Origin of the sequence: Gallibacterium salpingitidis, from assembly GCF_001678495.1 — a bacterium.
GTDB lineage: Bacteria > Pseudomonadota > Gammaproteobacteria > Enterobacterales > Pasteurellaceae > Gallibacterium > Gallibacterium salpingitidis.
The window spans coordinates 1-19,870 of sequence record NZ_JTJL01000011.1 but is presented as its reverse complement, the minus strand read 5'-3'; the positions used below and the strand labels follow the sequence as shown (position 1 = coordinate 19,870).

Annotated in this window: 16 protein-coding genes and 1 CRISPR repeat array; of the genes, 9 read left to right on the top strand and 7 right to left on the bottom strand. The window is 37.3% G+C overall.

The features are described 5' to 3' along the window. Positions 1–39 precede the first annotated feature (39 nt). Positions 40–2,232: direct repeats of the CRISPR family, unit length 28 nt; unit sequence TTTCTAAGCTGCCTATGCGGCAGTAAAG. A gap of 137 nt (positions 2,233–2,369) precedes the next feature. Genes cas6f through csy1 form a run of 4 tightly spaced genes read right to left on the bottom strand, consistent with a single transcriptional unit; the run spans position 2,370 to position 6,263 of the window. Continuing rightward, a complete protein-coding gene (gene cas6f / locus QS62_RS02910; protein ID WP_066105655.1) occupies positions 2,370–2,939 on the bottom strand; it encodes a type I-F CRISPR-associated endoribonuclease Cas6/Csy4 in 570 nt (189 codons plus the stop codon). A gap of 2 nt (positions 2,940–2,941) precedes the next feature. Then, positions 2,942–3,940, bottom strand: coding sequence for a type I-F CRISPR-associated protein Csy3 (gene csy3 / locus QS62_RS02905; RefSeq protein ID WP_066105652.1), 999 nt, complete (start codon positions 3,938–3,940; stop codon positions 2,942–2,944). A 1-nt stretch (position 3,941) separates the two neighbouring features. Beyond that, positions 3,942–4,946 (bottom strand): type I-F CRISPR-associated protein Csy2, encoded by a 1,005-nt coding sequence (gene csy2, locus QS62_RS02900; protein WP_066105650.1) that lies wholly within the window; start codon positions 4,944–4,946, stop codon positions 3,942–3,944. Positions 4,947–4,955: 9 nt separating this feature from the next. Further along, complete coding sequence (gene csy1 / locus QS62_RS02895) at positions 4,956–6,263, bottom strand: type I-F CRISPR-associated protein Csy1 (protein ID WP_066105647.1); 1,308 nt, start codon at positions 6,261–6,263, stop codon at positions 4,956–4,958. Between the two features lie 657 nt (positions 6,264–6,920). Here csy1 and QS62_RS02890 point away from each other — a divergent pair. The 4 genes from QS62_RS02890 (at position 6,921) to QS62_RS02875 (ending at position 10,394) form a co-directional block, all read left to right on the top strand. Continuing rightward, the gene (locus QS62_RS02890; protein ID WP_231923672.1) at positions 6,921–8,723 is read left to right on the top strand and encodes a TonB-dependent receptor domain-containing protein; all 1,803 of its coding nucleotides are present in this window, start codon (positions 6,921–6,923) and stop codon (positions 8,721–8,723) included. Positions 8,724–8,801: 78 nt separating this feature from the next. Continuing rightward, positions 8,802–9,242, top strand: a complete 441-nt coding sequence (exbB, locus tag QS62_RS02885) for a TonB-system energizer ExbB (protein WP_066105642.1) — start codon at positions 8,802–8,804, stop codon at positions 9,240–9,242. A gap of 10 nt (positions 9,243–9,252) precedes the next feature. Next, entirely contained in the window at positions 9,253–9,642 is a 390-nt protein-coding gene (gene exbD / locus QS62_RS02880; RefSeq protein ID WP_066105639.1) for a TonB system transport protein ExbD, read from the top strand. Then, the gene (locus tag QS62_RS02875) at positions 9,642–10,394 is read left to right on the top strand and encodes a TonB family protein (RefSeq protein ID WP_066105634.1); all 753 of its coding nucleotides are present in this window, start codon (positions 9,642–9,644) and stop codon (positions 10,392–10,394) included. The genes exbD and QS62_RS02875 overlap by 1 nt, the downstream gene beginning before the upstream one ends. A 1-nt stretch (position 10,395) precedes the next feature. Here the strand turns inward: QS62_RS02875 and plsY are convergent, their stop codons facing one another. Continuing rightward, complete coding sequence (gene plsY, locus QS62_RS02870; RefSeq protein ID WP_066105631.1) at positions 10,396–11,004, bottom strand: glycerol-3-phosphate 1-O-acyltransferase PlsY; 609 nt, start codon at positions 11,002–11,004, stop codon at positions 10,396–10,398. Between the two features lie 96 nt (positions 11,005–11,100). On the opposite strand from plsY, the gene folB reads away from it, so the two are divergent. Further along, positions 11,101–11,463, top strand: a complete 363-nt coding sequence (gene folB, locus QS62_RS02865; protein ID WP_066105628.1) for a dihydroneopterin aldolase — start codon at positions 11,101–11,103, stop codon at positions 11,461–11,463. 41 nt (positions 11,464–11,504) lie between these two features. Here the strand turns inward: folB and pepA are convergent, their stop codons facing one another. Next, on the bottom strand, positions 11,505–13,010 hold the full coding sequence (gene pepA, locus QS62_RS02860; RefSeq protein ID WP_066105625.1) for a leucyl aminopeptidase: 1,506 nt from the start codon (positions 13,008–13,010) through the stop codon (positions 11,505–11,507). Positions 13,011–13,192: 182 nt separating this feature from the next. Here pepA and lptF point away from each other — a divergent pair, with 182 nt between their 5' ends. Continuing rightward, positions 13,193–14,290: an LPS export ABC transporter permease LptF gene (lptF, locus tag QS62_RS02855; RefSeq protein WP_066105622.1), complete on the top strand. Its 1,098-nt coding sequence runs from the start codon at positions 13,193–13,195 to the stop codon at positions 14,288–14,290. 1 nt (position 14,291) lies between these two features. After that, positions 14,292–15,362, top strand: coding sequence for an LPS export ABC transporter permease LptG (gene lptG / locus QS62_RS02850; RefSeq protein WP_066105619.1), 1,071 nt, complete (start codon positions 14,292–14,294; stop codon positions 15,360–15,362). A gap of 66 nt (positions 15,363–15,428) precedes the next feature. Here lptG and apbC read toward each other — a convergent pair whose 3' ends face one another. After that, positions 15,429–16,517: an iron-sulfur cluster carrier protein ApbC gene (gene apbC, locus QS62_RS02845; protein ID WP_231923673.1), complete on the bottom strand. Its 1,089-nt coding sequence runs from the start codon at positions 16,515–16,517 to the stop codon at positions 15,429–15,431. Between the two features lie 227 nt (positions 16,518–16,744). On the opposite strand from apbC, the gene metG reads away from it, so the two are divergent. Then, complete coding sequence (metG, locus tag QS62_RS02840) at positions 16,745–18,778, top strand: methionine--tRNA ligase (RefSeq protein WP_082966117.1); 2,034 nt, start codon at positions 16,745–16,747, stop codon at positions 18,776–18,778. 13 nt (positions 18,779–18,791) lie between these two features. Next, the gene (gene rsmC, locus QS62_RS02835; RefSeq protein WP_066105610.1) at positions 18,792–19,796 is read left to right on the top strand and encodes a 16S rRNA (guanine(1207)-N(2))-methyltransferase RsmC; all 1,005 of its coding nucleotides are present in this window, start codon (positions 18,792–18,794) and stop codon (positions 19,794–19,796) included. The last annotated feature ends 74 nt before the right edge of the window (positions 19,797–19,870 follow it).

The window sequence follows — 19,870 nt, the reverse complement described above, 5'->3', positions numbered from 1 at the left end:
AGTAAAGCCTTGATCAATCAATGTTCCGCTATCAATCCATTTCTAAGCTGCCTATGCGGCAGTAAAGGTGAAAGATGGTCGTTATTTGTCCGTTGAGTATTTTCTAAGCTGCCTATGCGGCAGTAAAGTGATAATGTTTTTCATAGCTTATCCTCTCTTTTTTCTAAGCTGCCTATGCGGCAGTAAAGTCGGGGTGAAATTATCGGTTTGAGTGCTTAAATTTCTAAGCTGCCTATGCGGCAGTAAAGGATGAGCTGAAAGGCGAGTTAGGCGGCATCCTTTTCTAAGCTGCCTATGCGGCAGTAAAGAAGGTTACGTTCGCTCTCGCTCACTCCTATTATTTCTAAGCTGCCTATGCGGCAGTAAAGACAACGGCCCGAACTTAATCCACCACGCATTTTTTCTAAGCTGCCTATGCGGCAGTAAAGATTGCAAAAAAAGATTATATGCGATTTTTTCTATTTCTAAGCTGCCTATGCGGCAGTAAAGCGATGACGCCCGACTTTTTGACGACCTGTGATTTTCTAAGCTGCCTATGCGGCAGTAAAGCATCAAATGTTATTTGTGAAACTAAGCAAGTTTTTCTAAGCTGCCTATGCGGCAGTAAAGATTGATGTGTTTTGTGCGGTGTGTTGAAATGTTTTCTAAGCTGCCTATGCGGCAGTAAAGATCAACTCGTGAAGATTCGCAAAAAATTCTTATTTCTAAGCTGCCTATGCGGCAGTAAAGGCTTGTGTGCTATCCCAACGAGCCACTTTATTTTTCTAAGCTGCCTATGCGGCAGTAAAGATGTACCAGGAGAAACCGATTGTTAGGATTATTTTCTAAGCTGCCTATGCGGCAGTAAAGGTGACCAGGTAGCAAAAAAGTGAGCAGGTGTCATTTCTAAGCTGCCTATGCGGCAGTAAAGAAATTTTATCGCTATATAGCGGCAGTGGTGGTTTTCTAAGCTGCCTATGCGGCAGTAAAGATATGTTATCGTTTGATGAAACAAGCGTGTACTTTCTAAGCTGCCTATGCGGCAGTAAAGATTGGTTGCATTATCCTTATTCTTATCAAACTTTTCTAAGCTGCCTATGCGGCAGTAAAGGTTTAACCCTAATGACATTGCAAAATGAAACATTTCTAAGCTGCCTATGCGGCAGTAAAGAGGTATCTGGGTCGGCGATGGCAAATAAGAATTTTCTAAGCTGCCTATGCGGCAGTAAAGTTTGATATTGGCTTTATCTAAAGCAACTTTAATTTCTAAGCTGCCTATGCGGCAGTAAAGGTGATTACTCGAATATGTTAGGCGGTGCATTTTTTCTAAGCTGCCTATGCGGCAGTAAAGTTGTTAAAAACAATGAACCTAAAAAACGGATCATTTCTAAGCTGCCTATGCGGCAGTAAAGGAATTAGAAGCAAACCAGTTGGCGGTTTCAGTTTTCTAAGCTGCCTATGCGGCAGTAAAGCTGGCTGTATTAAGTGGCCACTACAACGAAATTTTCTAAGCTGCCTATGCGGCAGTAAAGATTTGATTATTAGGTTACATAAAAAAGCAAGATTTCTAAGCTGCCTATGCGGCAGTAAAGAGAAACAAAAAATGGGGAAAAAAAATTCCATTTTTCTAAGCTGCCTATGCGGCAGTAAAGCGAAACCCTCATAAACCATTTACTCAAAATCATTTCTAAGCTGCCTATGCGGCAGTAAAGGATTAAATTCACTCTTAGAATTCATACTGAATTTTCTAAGCTGCCTATGCGGCAGTAAAGAAAAACACACCGACTGTCTTAGTATTACCAACATTTCTAAGCTGCCTATGCGGCAGTAAAGCAATAGAACCAAAATTCAACGCTTCATTGATTTTTCTAAGCTGCCTATGCGGCAGTAAAGTTAAAAACAGATTTATCCGATTTACCTAAAGATTTCTAAGCTGCCTATGCGGCAGTAAAGTAGCTTATAGACCTAAACTGGCTAAGTTGTTTTTTCTAAGCTGCCTATGCGGCAGTAAAGACAGAGTTCTTTCGCCATATCAAGGGTAATGTTTTCTAAGCTGCCTATGCGGCAGTAAAGTAAAGAAATGTGAACTACCTATACGGCAGTAATTTCTAAGCTGCCTATGCGGCAGTAAAGCACGAAAAAGATTTTTTATTTAAAAATCGAATTTTCTAAGCTGCCTATGCGGCAGTAAAGCACGAACCGTTTAATTAGTAGGTTAGCTTAATTTTCTAAGCTGCCTATGCGGCAGTAAAGTAGAGATTATATTCTCTTTAGATTAGGCAGATATACTATTAAAGAACAATTTGAATAAAAATACCCTTTTTTTAGCTTTAAATATAACTCATTGATTTTGAATGAATATATTTATCCTGTAAAAAAAGGGTTTCAAATTAAAAATGAGGTATCGTTGCAGTTGCGTCTTTACTTAGCCCATATCCAGTAAATTGCCCCTCGTTGTGTTTTTGGCATACAACACGCTTAATCTCAAGTAACATCTTGTTCTGGCGTGTACTAGCGCTTTTAAGAAAGACATGTGGATAAAGTTGTGTTTCTTGCTGTTTTAGACGCATATTTTCTAGAATATCAGCAGAAAAATTACCTCTTTCTCTCATACGTCTTTCTGCACGACGTAAGGCACTATTTCCTTTATGCTGTATGCGTTGAAAACGAACTGCAGTAGCTTGTTCAGGAACAAGAGCGATTTCCTTAATTAGAAAATAATTGCGTAAAGGTTCAAGCTGAAAAGAAAGAAAATTTAAATCCATTTCTGAACCAAAAATACGAATTTTCCACCCTAAGCCATAATTACGGTGATATTGAGGAAAACCCAAACCAACACGCCCGTCAAAAAATGGCAATATGCTATGTAATGTTTGCATTGCATAAGCCATTACTTCAGAGTGTCTAATTTCTAGCTGAGGAATAGCTTCCAATTCAATATAGTGTGTGAGCTGACTCATATCTATTCCTTACCGCTGGCACCAAAAACACCACCACGAATTAATACAGCAATAACATAATGTTGTTGTTCTAATGGCGGTTGACTGCTGTTTAATATCCAATTATCAAATATAGAGTAGAAGTCCATTTTTTGCTTAGGTTGGCGAAAAGCTGTTCCCAAATTAGTAACTGCACCATAAGGTTCAATTGCAATAGGAAATGTTGCATTTTCAGTGTACCAAGTATCAATAGTACGAATTGCATTACCAATTTTTTGTGAATGCATGCCAGCAATATTATTCACTTGATAAAGAATCTTACTCTTTCTATTTGAGGTTGAGTTATCTAATACAAGTTCTTGAGAAGGGTAAACTTCTTGTCCTTCACCCATTTTCACTTCTGCTTGTACTTGGATGAATACATATTGATCACCTTTAAATCCTTTCTCAATATAATCAATGAGTTGGGTTAATTGCTCATTTTGGTAATCAAAGCTATTAAGAGAAAGAGATTTCACATTAGGAAATTCTAAAGTTTTATCATCAATAGTGACTTTAATATCAATCTTTTCTGCACTCATTCGATTACGCCATAACCAACGTGCATTAATAATATTGTAGGCATAGCGAGATGCTAATGTTCTGATGCCGACCTTTTTAAGGTAATCCTGTACAGTTGCTTCTAATGCCTCTTGATACTCTGGATTATTACAAACATTAGGTTTTCCCTCGAATGGAAGAACCTTACAGCTCCACTGAGCGACTAAAGTGTCTTTATCATAGTCTAATGCAGCAACATCAACAGTTTGCAGATTGGGTTTATCAACTTCGCCATCTAATTTAGTTGGATCATTAGCGATTGCGTTTTTTAAACGATTGGAAATTGTTCCTCGTACTGCTTTTTCAGTAATTTTTACTGGTGATAATTTGTCAGAAGATGCTGATTTTTGGAAAAATACTGCATCAGAAATATCTAAACGACGTTCAAAAGCAAGCACAGTAGCGGTAATTAATTTACTCATTTTATGCTCCTTGTTGATATAAATAGAGGTTTTCTTCTGGGGTGGTGTAATGCCAGAAACATTGTTCAAATTGATCTTTTAAGCGGTATGGAAAAACCCATTTACCTAAGCTATAGATAGCTTCTACATATTGGCTTGGATATTGTGGATTGCGGCAATGTTGCAACTCATTAGGTTGAAAAGGCGGATAAATACCTTGGTAACCAATAGGAATCGGAACTAGCCAGCCACGCTCTTCTTTAACACTACTTAAATCCCATGTAGTAGTATTTTTTTCAGATTTTGTTGGAATATGATGTAAACAAGCAACTTCAAATAAGGCGTCTAATGCCGTAGCTTTTGGATTAGGTGAATAATGCGATAGTACAGGCTGATCTTGCTCGTTTTTCATAGGACAAACTTCATTAAATAACACCTGATGTTTGATACCTGTTTGTAGCTCCTTGGTAATCGCAATAAGATCTTGTTTAGCATCCATCAAAACAAAAGCTGGTTGTAATTGACGGGTAATTTCATTACTACTAGAAAGCGGAAATAGTTTAGTATTCCCAATACGAAAAACACTACCGCCAGCAATTCTTTGTTGCAGTAATAAGGTTGAAAGTGTTTTGGTGAAATCTTCAGCTTGTTGTTGATCTTTTAAGGTATCTTGTAGATCTTCTGAAACACTAACTTCTACCACTAAACTAACAGTAAGATGAATTTTCCCCTCCTCAACAAAAGCAGGTGAACTACCATCTTTTAATAATGGGTTACGTGTTTGATTAAAAGTGTAATCGGCATAACGGTGTGGGCGATAAGCTTGTAATTGATAGTGGTTGCAAGCGATTAACACACCATTGAGTGCAGCATCAGGGTAATACGCTTGCATTTTTCGACTTAGATTATGTATTGCACCAACAAAACCGCCAATGGCTGGGAAACCATAAGTTAATGGGCTTGAGATTGCATTAGCTTGTTTGATTTCAACTTGTTTAAACAAGAGATAAAAGTTTGCTTGTGACATAAAAAACTCCTAACCTTTTCTTCTTAGGATACGTTTAAAGACTCTGCGCCATTCATTCGCTTCTGCAGTTGAAAAATCCTGTGCAATTTCTGGGAAACGTTTCTGCAGATGAAAATTCACCCAACCTGCAAATTGTTTAGCGACTTGATTTTGCCAATTTTCTTTTTCAAATTTTTCTTTAAAGTTTTCTTCTCCCTCTAAATCTGCACGCTTTGGATCCAGCCAATATTTTTGGTCTTGGTTGAAATGTTGATAATCTTTACTCCAACCTGCATCACGTTGTTGATAAAGCTCGGCAATACTAAGGACAACTTCGACAATTTGATTGATAACTTCTTTACGCTTGTCACGTTCTGGATAAATATTCTTTTCAGCTAAAACAACCTCAAATAAACCTTGGAATAAAGGTTTACATTGCCAGTACAGATCATTGTTAAAGATGGTATTAGTGGTTGATGTGTATGGAGCAGAGAAAATCGGTGGCAGTGAAGGGAGAAGATAGTGTTTACCACCTTGTTTTGAATTGAGAAGTGAAATATTTTGAGGTTTGGTTCCGCCTTGTTTCTTTATTGCTAAGTTGTTAATTGATGTATAACGTTGTTGAGTGACATTTTCTTTTTTACGATTTTCCCTTGCTGTTTTGTTTTCCTCGGAATAACGAATAGTTTGGATCTTGTTGTAAATAAAATGGGTTAATTTGGCAGGGTAAAGTGGAACAATACAAGTATAATCATCATTTTTAATAGCTTGATCGTTGTTAGGCCATAACAATTGTTTATTCTTTTCGTATGTAGTAGGTTGTTTGATTTCTCCGAGTAGTGCTTGTTGAAACTGCTGTTTATATTGTTCGGATAATTCTTCATCATCGGCAAAAGCACCTTTGAGTAATGGGGAATCCTCTAATAACAGATCCCGTAAAAGTATATTTTTCTCTTCATCTATAACAATATTGAAAAACGCAGCTAACGGCAGTGCGGCAGCGTTACCGGTTGCATCAAGTATTGATTCAGCAATTAAGTGTGAACCAACAAAGGAATGGGAGATAGTATTTTGATTGCGAAAGTTGACATTATCACCTTTTGAATCTGGATGATCTCCTTTTGAAATATGTGTGGGAAAGGTTAATTGTTTAGCCATTTTATTGGCGGCATTATCTATCCAAGTACTGAATTCATACTTACGTTCTATTTCTGTGATTTGCTTATCCAATTCAGCTATTTCTGTAGCTGATGTGGCTTTTTCTCGCTTCTTTACTAAAGGCTCAGTTCTTTTGGAACATTGCTTTTTAATGTTTTGTGTGAGCTTTGTTTGGAACATAGTGAACCTCTTTAGATGTTTTATTTATCCATAATATTTTCTATAAAAAATAAATTTACCATGGATTAATTGTTAGTTTAAAGGTAGGCTATACCAAAGAAAGTATAATGTCAAAGAAAATTTTGTTTTTTCTTTATAAAAAAGGTATTTTTGAGTAGTATTAATCACCGTCTATATTAATAGATAATACTTCTGAATTACTACTGCATAAGTAGCTTAGGAAATGGTCAATATCTTTTTTATAGATGTCTTCACTACTGCACAAGTAGTTCCTACCAACTAAAGAAGCTGGAATCTTTAAAAGTTTTCAGCTTCTTTTTTCTTTGCCATTGCTTTGTTCTCTATTCCATCTTACAACCTTAAAAACAAAAAATACAAGGGTAATTTAGCTTTTAATTTTAAATGAGAATAATTCGTAAAAAGATCTTGAAAAAGAAAATTATTTAATGATAATAGTTCTCATTGTTTGATACAGATCACTTTTTTACTACATTTATATATAACCTAAGGAGCAATTTAATAATGAAGAAAACAACATTTGTATTATTACCGCTTGCGGCATTAATTAGTGGTATAGCTGTTGCAGATGACAATAGCAATTTAGATGCTATTGAAGTAGTTAGTGATAACCTTTCTCCATAAAAAGAAAATTTGAAAATGGGAAATGCTGTCAAAGTACGCCAAGCTACAAGTATGGCTGATGTATTACGCGGTATTCCAGGAGTAAATGTTAATGGAGCTCGTTCTGTTGTACAACGCTATAATATTCGTGGTGTAAGTGAAGAGTATTTGGCAATTACGGTCGATGGCGCAAGACAAAATGGTTATGCTTTCCACCATTCTGGTAACTATGGTATTGATCCTGAAATATTAAAACGTGTAGATATTGATGTAGGTTCAAATTCTATTATTAATGGTGCTGGCTCTTTAGGTGGTGCAATTCGTTTTGAAACTGTTGATGCTGCAGATTTATTAAGACAAGGTGAAAACTTTGGCGCGAAGATGAAATGGAGCTACGGTACGAATGGTGACTCTAACCAAGCAATGACAACACTATATGGACGTGCTGGTGATTTAGATTTATTAGGGTATTTCAACTATCGCCATCAAGAAAATAATGAGGATGGTGCAGGCGTTGAGAACGCGAATAAAGGTAAGCTACAAAATTATTTATTAAAAGCAAAATATAATATTAACAATGAGCAATGGATCAAGGCATCGGCAGAACATTATATTAATACCGCATTTAGTTGTTTCCGCGCCAATATGGCTCAATGCCTTGGTGAAAATCCATCTAATCCAGATAAGGCATACACTGATATAGAACGTAACACTTATACATTAGGTTATGGTTATGCTCCGAGTGCAAATCCGTTAGTTAATTTTAAAGTGAATGCGTATACAACAGACACTAAAACCACTGCAATGGGCTCACCAAAAACAAAAGTGAAAACGTATGGCGGTACATTATCGAATAAATCAGAATTAGATGTAGGAGCAACACATCATACAATTACTGTAGGTGGTGAATATTATCATACTACTTCCCAAAAATTAGGAGCTGATATAGATGATGCAAAATTATCTAATACTTCTATTTATTTGGAAGATCAAATTGCGTTTGGGGCGTTAAGTATTATTCCTGGTGTTAGATATGATTACTACACAGCTAAATTATCTGATGATTTCGATAAAAGCTTTAGCCGTATTTCTAAAGCATTAGGCTTAAAATATGCGCTAACAGATAATTTAATTGCATTTGCAAATTATACAGAATTGTTCAAAGGCCCAGATGCTGGAGAAATTGTATTACGTGGTACAAATCGCTTAACCTACGATAAGAGCCTAGAAGCAACTAAAGGTGACAATAAAGAGGTTGGTTTTAGTTACGCAGTAGATCAATTATTCAATAATGATGATGCACTAACTTTTACAGCTAAATATTTTAATACACACTACGATAACATTAGCCAATCTATTTCAAATCCGCGTGGTAGCGGTAGTATTTATGCTAATTTAGGTAAAGTAGTGCTTCAAGGTGTTGAAGCATCTGCAAAATATAGTATCAACAATATTACTGCACATGTCACTTATGCAAGAGCAAGAAGTAAACAAGTGGATAACCATGATTATGCAGCATTCCCAGATACCGGTGATCGTTATACTTTAGGATTAAGTTATAAAGTACCAAATGCTCAATTAGAAATGGGATGGAATACTATTTGGGTACGCGGTATTGATTTACGAAGCAGTGCAACTTCTTTAGTTAATAAAGAGAGTTATTCTGTTAGTAATTTATATGCTACATGGTCACCAGCACAATTGCCAAATTTAGAGTTAACAGCTGGTATAGATAATGTGTTTAATAAAGTCTATAAAGATCAAAGTACTCAATATTATGGTGCGGTAGACAACGAACTAGGCCGTAACTATAAATTTACTATTTCATATAAATTTTAATTAAACCTCTGTGTGTAACAAAAATATAAGGTGCAAATTTGTGCCTTATATTTATTTCTTTTTAAGGGAAGAGCAAAAATGGACAATTTGTTTCGCTTTTTAGAACAATATATCGATTACATTATTTTAGGGCTGTTAGCGTTGATGAGCTTTATTATGGTGTGGATGGTGATTGAGCGTTTTTTCTTTTTAAACAGAATTGATATTAAGAAATATCAAAATATCCACGATTTAGAAATCGATCTTACGCGACATCTCACGATTATTTCTTCTATTGGTGCTAATGCGCCTTATGTTGGGTTATTAGGAACTGTTATTGGTATCCTCTTAACGTTCTATCAATTAGGGCAATCTGGCGGTGATATTGATGCTAGCGCAATTATGTTGCACCTTTCATTGGCATTAAAAGCTACCGCAGTAGGGATTCTCGTCGCTATTCCATCAATGATGTTCTATAACGGTTTAGGCAGAAAAGTAGAAGTTAAACGCTTGCAATGGAAATCACTTCAAGAAAATTAATAGGCAGTATATGAAAAAGTTTGATGAAATTAATATTATCCCTTTTATTGATATTATGTTGGTGTTACTGGCGATAGTATTAATTACTGCATCGTTTATTTCTCAAGGCAAAATAAAAGTGAATGTGCCAAAAGCGAGCAGTACAGTCGCCTTTAAATCAGATGAATTGGCTAAATTATTGACTGTTACTAAAGATGGTCAGCTTTATTTTAATGATAAACCGATTGATAAAGAGTCATTAGAAAAAGAGGTGGCAACTTGGGATAAATCGCAAAAAGTAACCTTAAAAGTGGATTCAGAAGCAACATTCCAAGAATTTGTTACGATTACTGATTTATTGGGCAAGAATGAAATTAAAAATGTCGCCATTGTAACGGTAAAAGATAAGGGAGAAAAATAGTGGCAGCACATTATACTAAACCCGCCTTTTACGTAACGATTGTAATTTATAGCGCATTATTTGCTGGTGCAGTTTGGTCATTTGATCGTGATCAGACTGCAAATAGTGTTAGTGGAGAGCTCTCGCCAACAATTTCGATGGAATTATTAACCGCCAATGTGTTACCAGAAGAGAAGGTCGAAGAGAAAGTAGAGGAACCCATTGAACCGCAGCCAGAGCCTGAACCGGTAAAAGAAGAACCTAAACCAGAACCTAAACAAGAAGTGGTAGCTGATCCAACGGTAAAAAAAGAGCTTGAACAACCGAAGAAAGAAATTGAGCGCCCAAAAAAAGTCGAAAAGAAAAGAAAACACCATCACCGTAAACCGGAAGCTAAACCAATGAAAGCGCAGCCGCAGATTCAATCTAAAGCACAAGGCGCACCGGTAACCACCCAGCAACAAAATTTACAAGGTTTGGGTGCAAGTAGTGATGAATTGGCAGCGTATCGTTCAGCATTGCGTCAAGAAATAGAACGTCATAAACGTTATTCACAGCGTGCAAGAATGCTGCGTCGTCAAGGTACTGTGGTAGTTGAATTTAGTTTGATGAATGATGGTTCGATCCAAAATGTCCGTTTACATCGATCATCTGGTTATGATGAACTGGATCAATTAGCGTTAGATGCTGTTTCGCAATCAAGAAGTGTTGGCGCTCGACCGGCAGGATTGTCATCAGAACAGAAAATTCCAATTAAATTTATGCTGCGATAATTTATTGTTTTTTCTTATTTTTCAATTTATCCCACATTTTGTCTTCTTGTCCTCGCCATAAACGTTGAATATTATCGTGATGGCGGTAGATAAGAAGGCAACAAACCAAAGCCGTAGGAAACGTAAATTCAGGCTTAAACCACCAAACATAAAAAGGAATAGTTAATGCTGCAACAACGGCGCTTAAAGAAGAATAGCCGGTAACAAGGAAAATTAATAGCCATACCCCTAACATAAAGCCTGCAACAGACCAACCGATCGGCGCAATAGCACCAAAAGCCGTTGCCACACCTTTACCACCACGAAATTGATAATAAATTGGGAAAATATGCCCTAAACACGTCCCTAAAGCGACCATTCCCAACTCAAATTGAGTAAGGTGCAAATAATAACCAAGCCAAACGGGCAGCATACCTTTGAGAATATCAAAAACAAGTACTAACAAAGCGGGTAAACGACCACCAATTCTTAATACGTTTGTTGCACCGGGATTATGAGAGCCATTTTCGCGCGGATCAGGAAGATTAAAAAGCTTACAGAGAATAATTGCACTAGAAATCGAACCAATAAGATAGGCGATTAACATATAACAAATAGCAAATAAGCTCATATCATTTTCCTTTTTACGCATTTTAGCTTTCGCTTATTGTACTGAAAATTGGTAATATAAGCACCTTAATTTGTGCTGAAAAAAGGAAAAACTTCAATGTCAAAAGAGTATATTTTTATTGAGGAATTAACCGTATTTACCCAAATTGGCGTGTATGATTGGGAACAAAAGATCAAACAAAAACTAATTTTTGATATTGAAATGGCTTGGGATAGTGAACAAGCAGCCAAAACCGATGATGTACAATATTGCCTAAATTACGCGGAAGTGAGCGAATTTATCCTAAATTATGTTGAAAAACGTGCTTTTTCGCTAATTGAACGCGTAGCTTATGAAGTGATAGAACAGCTTCATCAGCAATTTCATATTCAACATATTCGACTAAAATTAAGAAAGCCTGATGCAGTGGCGCAAGCTAAAGCAGTTGGTATTGTGGTTGAGAAGAGTTTTACGGCATAAAAGAAAGGGAAAGTGATAAAACTTCCCCTTTTCTATGTTGTTTATTCAAATTTCACATTAGCACGATTTAACAAGAATTGAACTAAGAGCGAAACTGGGCGACCGGTTGCTCCTTTGTTAGCCCCTTGTTGCCAAGCAGTTCCCGCGATATCTAAATGTGCCCAATTATATTTTTTGGTGAAATTAGCTAAGAAACAAGCGGCAGTAACGGCACCACCCCAACGTCCACCGACGTTCGCTAAATCAGCAAAATTAGATTTCAATAATTCGTTGTACTCTTCGTTCATTGGTAAACGCCATGCCTTATCTGTTGAAAGATCAGCGGCATTTTGCAATTCATTAGCTAAAGTATTTACGGATGAGAAGAAACCGCTATTTACGCTGCCTAACGCTACAACACAAGCGCCGGTTAAGGTAGCAATATCAATTACAGTTTCTGGCTCAAAACGCTCTACATAAGTTAGCGCATCGCACAACACCAAACGCCCTTCCGCATCAGTATTTAACACTTCTACGGTTAAGCCTGACATTGTCGTTAAAATATCACCAGGGCGGTAAGCATTACCACCAGGCATATTTTCACAACCCGCTAAGACGCTAATAATATTGAGCGGTAGATTCAATTCTGCTACAGCTTTCATTACGCCATAAACCGCTGCTGCGCCGCACATATCGTATTTCATTTCGTCCATACCAGCAGCAGGCTTAATTGAAATACCACCAGAGTCAAAAGTTAATCCTTTACCGACTAAAACAATTGGTTTTGCTTGTGGATCAGGATTGTTCTTAAATTCAATAATCGACATAAAAGCTTCATTGCGAGCACCTTGTGAAACCGCAAGATAAGATTTCATTCCTAATTTTGCCATTTGTTGTTCATCAACCACATGACTCTGGATAGCATCATAAGTTTGCGCTAATTCAATGGCTTTATCGGCAAGATGACGTGGTGTGCAAATATTTGGTGGTGTATTCGCCAGATCTTTAGTGGCTTTAATTCCTGCGCTAATAGCAACTGCATGTTGAATCGCACTTTCAGCTAACGGTAATTCGCGGCGAGATGGCACATTAAAGACAATTTTACGCAATTCGCGGCGAATTTCAGGTTTAATGCTCTTAAAATCATTAAAGCTATAAAGTGTTTCTTGTGCTGCTTCGACAGCAAAACGGACGTTCCAATAAGTATTACGTCCTTTAATATGTAACCCAGTTAAATAACAAACTGCTTCCATTGAACCGGTATCATTTAATACTTTCACAGTTTGTTGAATAATCTGCTTATATTGACGATCATTTAATTCACGTTCTTTACCACAACCAACGAGTAAAATGCGATCTGCAGAGATGTTTGGAACATGGTGCAGCAGCAAAGTTTGCCCAACTTTTCCTTCAATATCGCCACGTCGCAATAATGCACTAATATAGCCTTCGCTAATAATATCCAGTTGTTCCGCTGAACTTGAAAGACGACGGGGTTCAAATACACCAACGACTAAACAAGCAGTGCGTTGTTTCTCAATACTGCCATTTTTGACGCTAAATTCCATATTCACATCCTTAATTATGATTTCTATTGTTGTTAGGCATTGAAACAAGGTATTATATGCCGCTGAAAATTATGTTTTGGTGGAAAAACAAAGCAGCATAATCAAGATAAAATGGTCTTTTAAAGTATCGTTTTTTGTAAAAAAATCAAGTAAAAATAGAGAGAAAACATAGGCCAAACGACGTGATTTTAACAAAATATCTAATTAGAGAAACATTAAAGAGCCAACTGGCTATTTTATTCATTTTATTAATCATTTTCTTAGCACAACAATTGGTACGCGTTCTGGGTTCTGCCGTCAATGGCAATGTGCCAGTGGATGTGGTTTTGCCGCTTTTAGGGTTAGGTATGCCAACAATGGCGCAATTGATGTTGCCTTTAAGTCTATTTCTTGCCTTATTACTAACATTAGGTCGCCTTTATAGTGAAAGTGAAGTTACCGTAATGCAGGCGTGTGGAGTTGGGCCGGAAACCTTGATCAAAGTGGGTTTATTGTTATCAATTCTAACCGCAGGTGTCGCTGCCTACAATTCACTTTATCTCACTCCTTGGGCATTAAAAAAACAAGTTGAAGTAGTGGAAAATGCGAAAGCGAATCCAAGCGCTTCAGCAATTACGCCAGGGCAGTTTATCTCATCGAGCAAAGGTGATTTTGTCTTATTTGTTGAAAAGGTAAAAGGTGATGAACTCTCGGATATTTACCTCTTCCAAACGAAACAAGTTGGTAAAGTGAAACCGTCAGTCGTCGTTGCCGAACAAGGTAATTTCACTACCGCAGCCGATGGAGGTCAAGTCTTAGCATTAAAAAATGGCGAACGTTTTGAAGGAAGCGCCACTTTACCTGAGTTTCGTATTACTCATTTTACTGACTATTTAGCATTTCTTGCTTTTAATCAGGCGCAAAGTGATGAAACGGATTTAGATATGCAAGATAGCCATACTTTATTAGCGGATCATTCAGTGAAAGCGAAAGCGGAAATGTTATGGCGAATTAGTTTATTCCTTGCTGTACCGTTAATGATGTTAATCGCTATTCCGTTAAGTAAGGTTAATCCGCGTCAAGGACGTTTTGCAAAGGTATTGCCGGCGCTATTGCTCTATTTAATTTATTTCTTATTACAAAGTTCGCTAAAAACGGCAGGAATTAATGGCAAATTATCGGCGCATTATTGGATGATTGCCGTTAATATCGCGTTTTTGGTGTTAGGTATCTTTTTAAATTCTCCAACGGTAAGAGCAAAAATGTTACAGCCGTTTAAACGCAAAGTAGTAAGAGGTTAGTATGTTTAATGCTTTAGATCGTTATATCGGCAAAACTATTTTAGCCACAATTTTTATTGTTCTATTTTTATTAGTAGGGCTGTCAGCGATCATCAAATTTGTCGAACAATTTCGTGCGATTGGTGAGGGTAACTACGATACGTTAAAAGCGGTTGCTTATACCTTATTAACTATTCCAAAAGATATCGAAACTTTCTTCCCAATGGCAGCATTATTGGGAGCATTAATCGGTTTAGGTACTTTAGCTTCCAATAGTGAATTGGTGGTGATGCAAGCGTCAGGTTTTTCCCGCTTCCAAATTGGTATGGCGGTAATGAAAACAGCAATTCCGCTAATTATTTTGAATATGGCGTTAGGCGAATGGGGAATTCCGCAGACGGAGCAATTTGCGCGTGAAATGCGTTATAAATCTTTGACTGGCGGCTCATTATTATCGGTAAAAGGCTCAGTTTGGGCGAAAGATGGCAATAGCTTTGTTTATATTCAAAATGTACCGAAAGAGAATGAATTAGAAGGAATTTATATCTATCAATTTGATGATCAACGCAATTTAAAAAAATTAAGCCAAGCGAATCGCGCTGTTTATCAAAATAATCAATGGCGCTTTAATCAAGTGTCAGAATCTTTGCTCAATGAAGATAAAGTGGTTAATAAAAATTATCTTAATCAGCTTTGGCAAACCAGCATTACACCGGATAAATTAGGCATTGTGTCATTACGGCCAAGTATGTTGTCTATTAGCGGTTTATCGGAATATATTCAATTTTTGAAATCAACAGGACAAGATACCAAAACGTTTGAATTAACCTATTGGCGTAAAATTTTACAACCGATTTCGATTAGCGTGATGATGTTACTAGCGTTATCTTTTATTTTCGGTCCATTACGCAGTGTGACGCCGGGTGTGCGAGTTGTGACAGGGATCTGTTGCGGCTTTACTTTTTATGTATTAGATGAAGTTTTCGGCCCATTAAGTTTGGTTTATAGTATCCCACCAATTATTGGTGCGTTAGCGCCGAGTGTCTTTTTTGCTGTAATTATTTGGTGGCTTATGGTGCATAAACGTCATTAATTCGAGTTAAAAGAAAAGGTTTCGAATTTTATAGATCCGAAACCTTTTTATGTTTTATGGACAAGATTATTTCACTTCACGAATCATAATTTCCGCAGGAATGGTTTCACCTTGCCAGTAAAGCTCTGCAGCAACGGTTTGCGCTAAGGCAAGAAACGCTTGGGTAATTTCATGATCAGGCGCAGCAACAACGGTTGGTTTACCTTGATCAAGATCTTCACGTAGGCGAATATGCAAAGGTAGTTGCCCTAGCAATTTAATATCATACTTTTGTGCTACTTTTTCAGCACCACCAGTACCAAAAATCGCTTCATGATGACCACAGTTGGCACAAATATGCACGCTCATATTTTCAATAATACCTAATACCGGCACAGAAACGCGTTTAAACATTGCAATTCCCTTGATCGCATCAAGTAAAGCAATATCTTGTGGTGTCGTTACCACTAATGCGCCAGTAACTGGAATTTGTTGTGATAAGGTTAATTGAATATCACCTGTACCAGGAGGCATATCAATCACAAGATAATCCAAATCAGTCCACCAAGTTTCATTTAATAATTGGCTTAACGCACTGCTTGCCATTGGGCCACGCCAAATTGTCGCGCTATCTGCTTCCATTAAATAACCGATAGAGTTGGATTTTAGACCATGCGCAACAATAGGTACCATATGCTGATTATCCGGTGAGGTTGGGCGTTGTCCTTCTGCTCCTAACATATAAGGAATAGATGGGCCATAAATATCAGCATCAAGAATACCGACTTTTGCCCCTTGTGCTTGTAATGCTAAGGCTAAATTAACAGCAGTAGTGGATTTACCGACACCACCTTTACCTGAGGTAACGGCAATAATATTTTTGACGCCATTCACTGCGGGTTGATTATTAGCACGTTTCAAGGTCGCAATTTGATAATTAAGCTGCCATTCAACTTCATTTACGTTGGTTAATTGCGCGAGTTCATTAGTTAATGCTTGTTTTAAATCGGCAAAACCACTATTCCACGCAAATGGCATTGTTAGCGTGATCTGTAATTTATTGTTTTCTAGAGAAAGTTTTTTTAATGCTTTTAAACTTAATAAATCTTTTTGTAGGGTAGGATGTTGGAATTGGCGAATTTTATCAGCGATTTGCTGAGCTAGTGCTTCATCCATATTGGAAAAAGTAAAATTCAAACTACTCATTTATTGATCCTTATTGTTGTAGAGATTAAATTTGCCCGCCTATTTAACCACGCAAGCAAGCAACTGTTAAGAGAAAAGTCATCTTGAGATTGAAAGTTACTCGATGGAGTTACTGAACTGGAAAAAAAAAGGGTAATGGAGTAACATTAGCCGTTATTTTTAAATGAAAACGAACGATTTTTGTAGAAGGAAAAATTATGTCTAGCTGTCGTCAAATACTTGTTACTTGTGCATTGCCTTATGCTAATGGCCCGATTCATTTAGGCCATATGCTTGAACATATTCAAGCGGATATTTGGGTACGTTTCCAAAGAATGCGTGGCAACGAAATTTACTTTGTTTGTGCCGATGATGCGCATGGTACGCCAATTATGCTAAAAGCTGATCAAATGGGAATTTCACCAGAACAATTAATTGCCGATGTACAACAACAACATATTTCTTCTTTTTCTGGGTTTAATATTAGTTACGATAATTACTACTCAACACACAGTCCGGAAAACCAAGAATTATCAAGCACTATCTATACTAAGTTAAAAGAGAATGGCTTTATTAAAAGTCGCACTATTTCACAACTTTTTGATCCGGAAAAAAGTATGTTTTTACCGGATCGCTTTGTGAAAGGGACTTGTCCAAAATGTAAAGCGGAAGATCAATATGGCGATAACTGTGAAGTCTGTTCTGCGACATATAGCCCAACTGAATTGATTAACCCACGTTCTGTGGTATCAGGTGCAACACCAGTGTTAAAAGAATCTGAGCATTTCTTCTTTGATTTACCGGTTTTTGAAGAGATGTTAAAAGGCTGGATTAAGTCTGGTACTTTGCAATCAGAAGTAGCAAATAAAATGATGGAGTGGTTTGAGTCTGGCTTGCAACAATGGGATATTTCACGTGATGCGCCATATTTTGGTTTTGAAATTCCAAATCAACCAGGCAAATATTTCTATGTTTGGTTAGATGCGCCAATTGGTTATATGGCATCGTTCAAAAATTTATGCTCTCGTAAAGGCATTGATTTTGGTCATTTCTGGAATAAAGACAGCAATACTGAGTTATATCATTTTATCGGTAAAGATATTGTTTATTTCCATAGTTTATTCTGGCCGGCGATGTTAGAAGGTTCCGGTTATCGTAAGCCAACCAATATTTTTGTGCATGGTTATGTCACCGTAAATGGCGAAAAGATGTCGAAATCTCGTGGCACCTTTATCCAAGCGAAAACCTATTTAAATCATTTAGATCCGGAATGTTTACGTTATTACTACGCAGCAAAACTTAGCAATCGCATTGATGATTTGGATTTAAATCTAGAAGATTTCGTGCAACGTGTGAATAGCGATATTGTGAATAAATTGGTGAATTTGGCGAGCCGTAATGCCGGCTTTATCCAAAAACGTTTTGCCGGAAAATTAGCGGCTCGTTTACATGATGAAACATTGTGGCAAGAGTTTTGTCAGCAATCTGAGCAAATTGCGCAATATTATGAAAATCGTGAGTTTAACAAGGCAATTCGTGAAATCATGAATTTATGTGATAAAGCGAATAAATATGTTGATGAAATGGCGCCTTGGGTGATTGCTAAAGATGAAGCGCGTGCACAAGAGTTACACGAAGTATGCTCAATGGGTATTCAATTATTCCGTATGTTAATGGGCTATTTAAAACCGGTACTACCGCAATTAGCAGAACGTGCGGAAGCATTTTTAAATGATCAATTACAATGGTTGAGCTTGGCAACACCATTATTGGATCATCAAATTGAACCATTTAAAGCATTATTTAGCCGTTTAGAAATGAGCAAAATTGATGCCTTAATTGAAGCTTCTAAAGCCGAAAATGCTGCAGTGAATGCACCAGCAGCGCAAGCCGCGAAACCAGCAGCTGATGTTGAACCGATCGCAGAAACGATTTCAATTGATGATTTTGCGAAAATTGATTTACGAGTAGCGAAAATTGTCAAAGCAGAAGCCGTACCAGAAGCGAATAAATTGGTGAAACTCACTTTAGATATTGGTAGTGAAACTCGTCAAGTATTTGCTGGAATTAAAGCCGCTTATAAACCAGAAGAATTGGAAGGACGATTGACTGTAATGGTGGCAAATTTAGCACCGCGTAAAATGAAATTTGGTGTATCAGAAGGAATGGTGTTAGCTGCAGGCCCAGGCGGTAGCGATCTCTTTATTCTCAATCCAGATGAAGGTGCAAAACCGGGAATGAGAGTGAAATAGTAGGGATAACGTTATGTTTACAGCTGAAAGCCAAGTATTGCAGCGTCACCTAGCAGTATTCGCAGCAAAGCGAATACTGTTTTTAGGCAATGTACAAGATGATTTTCCTTATGAATGCCAACAAACCGCGCAACAAGTGCGAGTAGTCAGTAGCTATTTTGATTATGTCAAACGAGCAAAATTAGCGACTACTTTTGCTTTGCAAGCGGAGTATCAAGGCGAAGATTACATTGTTTTCTATTGGGGAAAGAATAAACAAGAATGCCAATTTCAATTACAGCAAATCTTGTCGCAAGCGCCAGTAGGGCAGAATGTATTCATTGTTGGGGAAAATCGTAGCGGTGTGCGTTCAGCGGAAACTTTTTGTGCGGAATTAGGCGAGATTGCCAAAATTGATTCCGCACGACGTTGTAGTTTGTACCATTTTACCTTACAACATATTCCGACTTTTGATGTAGCTAAATGGTGGCGGCAATATCGTGCGGAAAAACTAGCTGATCTTTCCATTTACGCTTTGCCAGGAGTATTTAGTGCAGCTGAATTGGATCAAGGCACCGCATTACTATTAAGTACTTTAACAGAGTCGAGCACAGGTAAAGTGTTAGATGTTGGTTGTGGAGCAGGCGTGATTGGCGCATATCTGAAGAAACATAATCCTAAAATTACCTTAACGATGACGGATATTCATGCAATGGCGATTGCTTCAGCAACAGAAACATTGCAGCAAAATCAGTTAGTCGGAGAAGTATTTGCCAGTGATGTATTTTCAGAAGTTACGGACAAGTTTGATTTAATTATTTCTAATCCACCGTTTCATTCAGGGTTAGATACTGCATATGATGCAGTGGAAAATTTAATTCGTGAGGCGAAAAATCATCTCAATTTTGGTGGCGAATTACGCATCGTTGCGAACGCTTTTCTACCTTATCCTGATTTATTGGATCGTTATTTTGGCTCACATCAAGTATTAGCGAAAACCGGGAAATTCAAAGTCTATCAGGTGTATAAGCGGAAATAGTGTATAAATTCACCTTTATGCGCTATTTTTCAGACTGCCGACAAATCTAAATTTTGTCAAAACTCTATAAAATA